This is a genomic window from Cryobacterium fucosi (assembly GCF_004403515.1).
Taxonomy (GTDB): Bacteria; Actinomycetota; Actinomycetes; order Actinomycetales; family Microbacteriaceae; genus Cryobacterium; species Cryobacterium fucosi.
The window spans coordinates 1-8,551 of record NZ_SOHH01000110.1; the positions used below are offsets into that span (position 1 = coordinate 1).

General features: G+C 72.3%; 6 protein-coding genes. All 6 read right to left on the minus strand.

Annotated elements, in window-relative coordinates; translation table 11 throughout:
* Positions 1–247: hypothetical protein (locus E3T48_RS15335; RefSeq protein WP_198417685.1), on the minus strand; the 247-nt coding region annotated here is incomplete at its 3' end.
* Positions 244–966 carry a helix-hairpin-helix domain-containing protein gene (locus tag E3T48_RS15340; RefSeq protein ID WP_241986860.1) on the minus strand — a complete coding sequence of 241 codons (723 nt, stop codon included), beginning with the start codon at positions 964–966 and terminating at the stop codon, positions 244–246. The genes E3T48_RS15335 and E3T48_RS15340, both read right to left, overlap by 4 nt.
* Positions 967–1,056: 90 nt before the next feature.
* Positions 1,057–3,657, minus strand: a complete 2,601-nt coding sequence (leuS, locus tag E3T48_RS15345) for a leucine--tRNA ligase (RefSeq protein WP_134524900.1) — start codon at positions 3,655–3,657, stop codon at positions 1,057–1,059.
* 72 nt (positions 3,658–3,729) lie between these two features.
* Positions 3,730–5,271 (minus strand): anthranilate synthase component I family protein, encoded by a 1,542-nt coding sequence (locus E3T48_RS15350; RefSeq protein ID WP_134524901.1) that lies wholly within the window; start codon positions 5,269–5,271, stop codon positions 3,730–3,732.
* A gap of 53 nt (positions 5,272–5,324) precedes the next feature.
* Entirely contained in the window at positions 5,325–7,136 is a 1,812-nt protein-coding gene (cydC, locus tag E3T48_RS15355; protein WP_134524902.1) for a thiol reductant ABC exporter subunit CydC, read from the minus strand.
* Positions 7,129–8,551: thiol reductant ABC exporter subunit CydD (gene cydD / locus E3T48_RS15360; protein ID WP_134524903.1), on the minus strand; the 1,423-nt coding region annotated here is incomplete at its 5' end. The genes cydC and cydD, both read right to left, overlap by 8 nt.

Consider the following 8,551-nt stretch of genomic DNA (forward strand, 5'->3'; position numbering starts at 1 on the left):
ATGCCACGAGCGCGGCGCCCGCGCAGCACACGGCCAGCTGGGCAAGGACCGCGCGCGCCGGAACGCTGCGCGCCGGCGCCGATCGCGCCCGCTCCCCGCGCGCCGCGAACGCCAGGAACAACGCGGCCGCCGCTGCCGCCCACAGAGCAAGCTGGCTGCCCGCCTCCCAACCGGGTGCGCCCGTGAGCAACCAGCCCGTCAGCCAGGCCGCAGCGGCAGCGCCGACCAGGCGCAGGTCGATGGTCAAGCCGTGACCAGGTCTTTCAGGCCCTCGAAGGTCTTGTCGCCGATCCCGGTGACGCTGCGGAGGTCATCGACGGCCGCGAACGGGCCGTTCGCCTCGCGGTAGTCGATGATGCGCTGGGCCATCAGCGGCCCGATCCGCGGGAGCGTGTCGAGTTCGGCCACCGTGGCCGTGTTCAGGTTCACCTTCTGACCGGACGCTGCGCCACCGGCTGGGCCCGCTCCCCCGGATGCCGGCGGCGGCCCGGCGGGCACCTCGCCGACCTGGGGCAGGTAGAGCTGTTCTCCGTCGCTGAGCCGCCTGGCCAGGTTTGTCCCGGCCGGGTCGGCCGTCTCGGTCAGCCCCCCGGCGGCCGCCACCGCATCCATCACCCGCGCGCCGGCGCTGAGCTCGAACAGCCCGGGCCGGCGCACCGCCCCCAACACGTGAACGAAGATGATCGCCCCCGGTGCCGAGGTCGGATCGGGCGAGTTGGCGCCGGGCGCGGCGGCACCGGAGGATGCCCCGCCGCCCGCCGCCCCACCGGACGAGGTCCCCCGGCCCGGTGTGATCACCTGGTGGGTCGCCTGCCCGCCGATCGCCGAGACGACCACTGCCGTGGCCAGCGCCGCGATGAGGAGCACGACCGCGGCGCCGACCCCGATCCGCATCCGGGCACCCCGGTGGGCGCGCGGGGGGCGGGCCAGGCGCGAGAGCGCCGCTGTGGCCGGGTCAGGCTCCATCCGGGCAGGCTAGACCGCCCGGCTCGGCGGGCCGGGCGGTCAGGAACAGGCGGTGCGACACTGCGGGATCCCGGCCCTGTGGAGGCGAGGTCAGACCGCGCGGGTCACGATGCTGACCAGGCGGGGTGCCCGCACGATCACGTTCACGATCTCACGCTCGCCGATCGCCTTGATCACCGGTGCCGACGCGCGCGCCAGGCGTTCCAGTTCGTCGCCGGCGATCTTCGGCGAGATCTCGAGGCGTTCCCGCACCTTGCCGTCGACCTGCACGACGGCGGTCACGGATTCCTCCACGAGAAGGGTCGGGTCGGCCTTGCGCCACTGGGCGAGCGCAACGCACGGCTCGTAGCCGAGCCGTTGCCACATGTCCTCTGCGGTGTACGGCGCGAACAGATTCAACGCCATCGCGGTGGCCTCGGCCGCTTCCCGGACGGCGGCGTCGGCGGGGCCGGCTCCCGTGTCGATGACCTTGCGGGTGGCGTTGACGAGTTCCATCAGGCGGGCGACGACCACGTTGAACTTGAACGATTCGATCAGGCCTGGTGCGTCGGCGAGGAACCGGTGGGTGACCCGGCGCAGGGACGCGTCCCCGGTCTTCCAACGGATGTCCGGCGCGCTCGTGACGTCCCTGGCCATGCGCCAGGCGCGGGCGAGGAACTTGGCGGAGCCGACGGGCGAGACATCCGCCCAGTCGATGTCGTCCTCCGGCGGGCCGGCGAATGCCATCGTCAGGCGCACGGCGTCGACGCCGAAACGGTCGACCTCCTCCGTGAAATAGACGAGGTTGCCGCGGCTCTTGGACATCTTGGCGCCGTCGAGGATGACCATCCCCTGGTTGAGCAGGGCGGTGAACGGCTCCGTGAAGGAGACATGGCCGAGGTCGAAGAGCACCTTGGTCATGAACCGGGCGTAGAGCAGGTGCAGGATGGCGTGTTCGACGCCGCCGACATACTGGTCGACGGGCGCCCACTTCTCGGCTTCCCTCGGGTCGAACGCCCGGGTGTCGTCGTTCGGATTGAGGAACCGGAGGAAGTACCAGGAGCTGTCCACGAACGTGTCCATGGTGTCCGCGTCGCGGCGCGCGGGGGTGCCGTCGATCGGGTTGGGGACGTTGACCCAGTCGGTCGCGCCGCCGAGCGGCGACGTTCCCTTGGGCTTGAGGTCGAGGCCGTCGGTGGGCGGCAGCAGCACGGGCAGCTGGTCTTCCGGCACGGGGATCTCGGCACCGTCCTGGCCGTGGATGATCGGGATCGGGGTGCCCCAGTAGCGCTGGCGGGAGATCAGCCAGTCGCGCAGCCGGTAGTTCTTGGCGGCGCGGCCGGTGCCGTCGGCCGTCAGCTGGTCGATGATGCGCTTGATCGCGGTGCTCTTGCTCAGCCCGTTGAGGGCCCCCGAGTTGATCAGGCGGCCCTCGCCGGCCAGGGCGATGCCGGTCGCCGCCGGGTCTGGCGTCGCCACCGGGTCTGGCGTGGGGAGCTCCTCGGTGCCGGCGAGCATCTCCGGCGTGATCACGGGGATCATGCCCGTGACCGGCGCGGTCGTGTCGACGACGACGATCACGGGAAGGTCGAAGCGGCGGGCGAACTCGAGGTCGCGCTGGTCGTGGGCAGGCACGGCCATCACGGCGCCGTGGCCGTAGTCGGCGAGGACGTAGTCCGCGGCCCAGATCGGCATCCGTTCGCCGTTGACGGGGTTGATCGCGTAGCGCTCGAGGAAGACCCCGGTCTTCTCCCGGTCGGTGGACTGACGTTCGATCTCGGTGCTGTTCTGCACCTTCACCAGGTACGCCTGGAACCGCGCCTTCACCTCGGGAGAGGAGTCGGCGACGAGTTCCGCGGCCAGGTCGGCGTCGGGGGCGACGACCATGAAGGTCGCGCCGAAGAGGGTGTCCGGCCGGGTCGTGAAGACGCTGACCCGCTCCGCACGGCCCTCGATCACGAAGTCGACGTCGGCCCCGATCGAGCGGCCGATCCAGTTGCGCTGCATGTTCAGGACCTTGGCCGGCCAGGTGCCCTCGAGCTGATTGAGGTCGTCGAGCAGGCGGTCGGCGTAGTCGGTGATCTTGAAGTACCACTGGGTGAGCTTCTTCTTGACCACCACGGCGCCGCTGCGCTCTGAGGTGCCGTCGGCGAGCACCTGCTCGTTGGCGAGCACGGTCTGGTCTACCGGGTCCCAGTTGACCCAGCTGTCCTTGCGGTAGGCGAGGCCCTTCTTGTAGAGCTGCAGGAACAGCCACTGGTTCCACTTGTAGTATTCGGGGTCGCTCGTGTGCAGTTCGCGGGACCAGTCGAAGGATGCCGCGTAGAGCTTCATGCTCTTCTTCTGCTGGGCGATGTTGTCGTAGGTCCAGCCGCGCGGGTCGATGCCCCGCTTGATCGCCGCGTTCTCGGCGGGCAGCCCGAAGGAGTCCCAGCCGATCGGGTGCAGCACGTTGAAGCCCTGCTGGCGCCAGTAGCGGGCGACGATGTCGCCGAGCGCGTAGACCTCGGCGTGGCCCATGTGCAGGTCGCCGGACGGGTACGGGAACATGTCCAGCACGTACTTGCGCGGGCGGGTGTCATCGGGGTCGTTCGTGCGGAACGGTTCGAGTTCCTCCCAGATCGGCTGCCATTTGGCCTGGATCGCGGCGAAATCGTAGATTTCTTCGTCGTGGTGGGCGCCGGTGGGCGTGTGGTCGTGCTCGTGTGCCACGTGACTCTCTTCGTTGCGGTGGGATGTGCGCCGTCTCAGGCACAAGGGCGCCCGCAGGCGTCGTCCAGGCTTCTAGGTTACTAAACCCTGGCCCGCCGGCGTTGCGGGCGGGGTCGCGGGCTGCGTTTCCGTGGCGCCGAGCACGTCGAGCAGGGCGGCGGCCTTGATCCGGGTCTCCTCGATCTCCTCGGCCGGGTCGGACAGCGCCGTGATGCCGCCGCCGGTGCCGACGGATGCGCCGTCCGGGCCGATCACGATGCTGCGGATGACCATGGCCAGGTCGACGGCGCCGTCGAACCCGAAGTAGCCGAATGCGCCGGAGTAGATCCCGCGCGGACCGTCCTCGAGCCGGTCGAGGATGCCCATGGCGCTGGGCTTGGGCACGCCCGTCATCGAGCCGGCCGGGAAACAGGATTCCACGGCATCCACACCGGTCAGCCCGGCAGCCAGCCGGGCCTCCACCGTGCTGACCAGCTGGTGCACGTGCGCGTAGCTCTCCACGTCGAGCAGCTGGGTGACCGCGACCGACCCGAGTTCGGCGATGCGGCCCAGGTCGTTGCGCATGAGGTCGACGATCATCAGGTTCTCGGCGCGTTCCTTGTCGCTGGTCTCCAGTTCGGTACGGAGAGCCAGGTCGCGGGCGATCCCGGTGGAGCGCGGCCGGGTGCCCTTGATCGGCCGGGTACTGACCCGGCCGGAGCGGGAGACGGCGAGGAACTGCTCAGGCGACGCGCTGAGCAGGGCGGTGTCGCCGAACCGGAGCAGACCGCCGTGGTGGCTGGGGCTGCCCGCCCGAAGCCGGAGGTAGGCGTCGACCGGGTCGGGGTGAACGGCGACCCGGATCTCGGTGGTCAGGCAGAGCTGGTACGCGTCGCCCGAGGTGATCGAGGCCTGGCAGCGCCGGATCAGGGCGTCGTACCGGCCCGCGTCGTGCCGCCAATGCGCCGAGGGGGCGCCGGGAGCGTCGACCCGGACTCCGGACGCGGCCGGGGCGGGTGCGGGGGAACCGGATGCCTCTGCTGCGGCCCGTAGGGCAGCGAGCACGTCGGCGGCCCACTGTTCGTTCGGGCCTGCCCCGGTGCGGGCGAGCAGGGTGACGGTGCGCGCGGCGTGGTCGAATTCGATGGCACGGTCCACCTGCAGGAGCGCGGCGTCGGGGTAGCGGGAGTCGTGCACGGGTGCGCCGACGGTCTGGGCGCCGAGCTCGTAGCCGAGCCAGCCGACCCAGCCGAGCCGGAATCCGCTCTCGGGGGCGGCATCCGTCTCAACCGCGTCGTCGGCCGGGGCGAAGTCGTCGCCCGGATCCTCGTCGGATCCACCTCGCTCGGCCGCGGCCAGGTCCTCACGCAGGAACTCGAAGATCGTCTCCGGCACGGTCACAGCCTCGGCGCCCGGGCCCGTCCACGGGTATGTCACCGTGATGGTGCCGTCCGGCACCGACGCGGTCACGAAGCGGGAGGCTGCATCCGCGGCGCCGAGATAGCTGAAGCCGTCCTCGGCGGCGACGCCCGCGTCGAGCCAAAAGGAGTGGCTGCTCGACCGGTGGAGGGTGAGGTAGACGAACGCCGGGTCCCACCAGCCGGGCAGGGGGAATCGTCGGATCGGAGCTGGCACGCCCCCAGCCTAGGTGCGACGGGCTCCGGCGGCGCGCGGCGCAATCCGCCGCCCTAACCGGCGAGGGCCACCCGGGCCGTGATGAGTTCGTCCGGGACGGGCGTGTGGGAGATGAGCAGCACGGCCCGGCCATCCTCCGCCGCCGTGGCCAGGATGTCCCGCACGAGCCGGTCGCCCTGCTCCTCGTCTACGTTGGCCGTGGGTTCGTCGACCACGAGCACCGGGAAGTCAGCCAGCAGCGCCCGGGCGAGGGCGATCCGCTGGGCCTGCCCGCCGGAAATCAGCGCGCCGCGTTCGCCGACCCGGGCATCCAGGCCGCCGCGCTCCGCGGCCCACTCGGCCAGGCCCACCCGGTCGACCACGGCCAGCAGCTCGTCGTCGGTCGCGGTGTCCCTGGCGAACAGCAGGTTCTGACGGATGCTGTCGTCGAACAGCCACGGTCGCTGCTCGCAGAGCCCGACCACCGCGCGCACCTCGGACTGGGCCAGCAGACGGGCCTCGACGCCGCCGAGTGTGTACGACCCGGTGTAGTCGAGGAAGCGCACCAGGGCCTGCGCCAGCGTCGTCTTGCCCGCGCCACTCGGGCCGGCCAGGTGCACCCGGTCGCCGGGGGCCAAACGCAGGGAGACCCCGGCGACGGCCGGGGCGGTCGCGCCCGGCCAGCTCGCACCGAGGTCGGTCAGTTCGACCACGGGAGCGGCAGGCCGCGCCGGCCGGGCAGGCGGGGTGGCGGCAGCCGGGGTCGACTCGTCCGCGGGAATCTCGGCACGCATCTCAGCGCGCATCTCGACCGGGATCTCGACGGGGATCTCCGCCGGCACGGCCGTAGCGACCCGCTCGGCGCTGGAACGCACCTCCCGCCAGGCTCCCAGGGCAGCCGGGACCAGACCGAACACCTCGAAGACGGCCATCGGCACGAGCACGATCACGGCGAAGGCCGGGCCGGCCAGGCCGCCCGCCGTGCCGTCGGCCCCCTGCGCGGCCAGGGCGGGGATGCCGACGGCCAGAGCTGCGACAGTCGCGGCACCCGCGAACAGGGACAACACAGCGCCCTGCACGCCGACGCCCAGGGAGCGCCGGAGGGTCGCCCGCCTGAGGAGGTCGTCGGCCCGCCGAAGGTCGGCGAGGCGCCCCGGCAGGGCGCCGAACGCCGTCAGCACGTCGAGATTCTCGACGACCTCGAGCACCTGACCGGTGAGGTTGCCTCGCAGCGGGGCCAGCTCGCGCTCGGCGCGGGCGGCGAGAATGCCGGAGCCGAGCGTGCCGAGCACCCCCGCGACGACGAGGCTGAGCAACAGGGTGAGTCCGGCAGCCGGCAGCACGCTCCACACCCCGACGACGCTCACGACGGCGAGGATGCCCGCGGTCGCGAGTGGCTGGACGACCCGCAACGGCAGGTCCTGCAAGGCGTCGACGTCACGCACGAGGCGGGTGAGCAGCTCGCCCCTCCCGGTGTCGGCGAGCCCGGCCGGGGCCAGCGGAACGATCCGGGAGAACACGCCGACGCGCAGCAGGGAGAGCTGGCGGAACGCCGCGTCGTGGCTGCTCAGCCGATCGAGGTAGCGGAAGGCGGACCTGCCCAGGGCGAAGGCCCGCACGCCGACGACCGCCATCGAAAGGTAGAGGATGGGTGGCTGCTCGGCGGCCCGGGTGATCAACCAGGCCGAGGTGGCGAGCAGGGCCACGGCGCAGAGCATGGAGGCCACCCCGGCCGCGAGGCCGGGCAGGAACCAGCGCGCCCGAGGCTGGGCCAGCCGGAGGATCGCCCGCGTGGCATCCCTGGCGTGCCCGGTGCGCGCCTGCGACGGGGCGGGTGGCGTGCCGGCCGGGGCGCCGGTCGGAGTTCCGGCACACGGCTCAGACATGCGCGGCCCCGTCCAGTTCGACGATTTGGTCCGCGGCGTCGCGGAGCAGGGGCCGGTGGCTCACCACGATCACGATGAGCCCCTCGGCGGCCAGGCCGCGGAGCCCGGAGACGAGGAGTGTCTCGGCTTCGGGGTCGAGCGCGGAGCTGGGCTCGTCGAGCACGAGCACGGGGCAGCCGTGCAGGCGGGCGCGGTAGATGGCCCGCGCGGCCGCCACCCGCTGGGACTGCCCGCCGGAGAGCCCGTCGCCGTTGACGCCGAGCCGGATCGCCGGGTCCAGATCGCCTGCCCCGGCCTCGCGGAGGACCCGCTGCACCAGCGCCGGGTCGACGGACGCCTCCCCCAGCGAGACGTTGTCGGCGATCGTTCCGGCCAGCAGCCCCGGGCGCTGTCCGGCCCAGGCCAGCCAGGGGCGCGGCGTGCCCGGGGTGACCTCGGCATCGCCCAGGCTGATCTCCCCGTCGAAGGGCACGAATCCCTGAAGGGCAGCGACCAGGGTCGACTTGCCGGCGCCGCTCGCACCGCGGATGACGGAGAGCCGGCCCGCGCGGAAGACGGCCGAGAACTCCGGGGCGGCCGGGCCGGCGGCACGGCGCACCCTGACCCGGTCGAAGCGCAGGGCGTCCGGGGTGGGCGGTGCGGCATCCGTCGGCCCGGTCGCGGCTGCGGCCAGGGCCGCGGTGTGTGCGGAGGGTGCAGTGGGTGCTGGCTCGTCGAGGATCGCGAAGACGTCCTCGGCGACGGCGAGGCCGTCGGCCGCCGCATGGAACTGGGCCCCGACCTGCCGCACAGGGAGGAAGGCCTCCGGGGCCAGCAGCAGCACGAACAGGCCGACGCCGAGTTGGAGGGAGCCGTCGACCAGGCGGAGGCCGACCGATACGGCGACGAGCGCGACCGACAGGCTGGCACCCAGCTCGAGCACGAAGCCGCTGAGGAAGGAGACCCGCAGCACCTTCATGGTGCGGCCTCGATAGTCCTCCGTGATGGTGCGCACCCGGTCGGCCTGACGTGCCTCCCGACCGAAGATCTTGAGCGTGGCGAGCCCGCCGACCAGGTCGAGGAAGCCGACGCCGAGCCGCTGCAGCGCGTCCCACTGCGCGCGCTGCACGGCCTGGGTCGCCTGGCCGATCAACACCATGAACAGGGGGATGAACGGGAGCACCACGATCACGGTGAGGCCGCTCGGCAGGTCCTGCCAGAGCATCACCAGCACGAGGATCGGGGTGGCGATGCCGGCCAGGAGCAGTTGCGGCAGGTACCGGGCGAAGTAGTTGTCGAGGGCGTCGAGGCCCTGCCCGACGAGCGTGGCCACCCCGGCGCTCCGGGTGCCGGCCAGCCAGTCGGGGCCGCGCTCGGCGAGGCGCTCGAGCACCCGCGCGCGCAGCTGGCTTTTGACCGACGCGGCGCCGCGGCTC

Coding starts and splice junctions, on each gene's coding strand:
- cydC (WP_134524902.1), bottom strand. CDS start 7,136: ATGTCTGAGCCGTGTGCCGGAACTCCGACCGGCGCCCCGGCCGGCACG.
- E3T48_RS15340 (WP_241986860.1), bottom strand. CDS start 966: ATGGAGCCTGACCCGGCCACAGCGGCGCTCTCGCGCCTGGCCCGCCCC.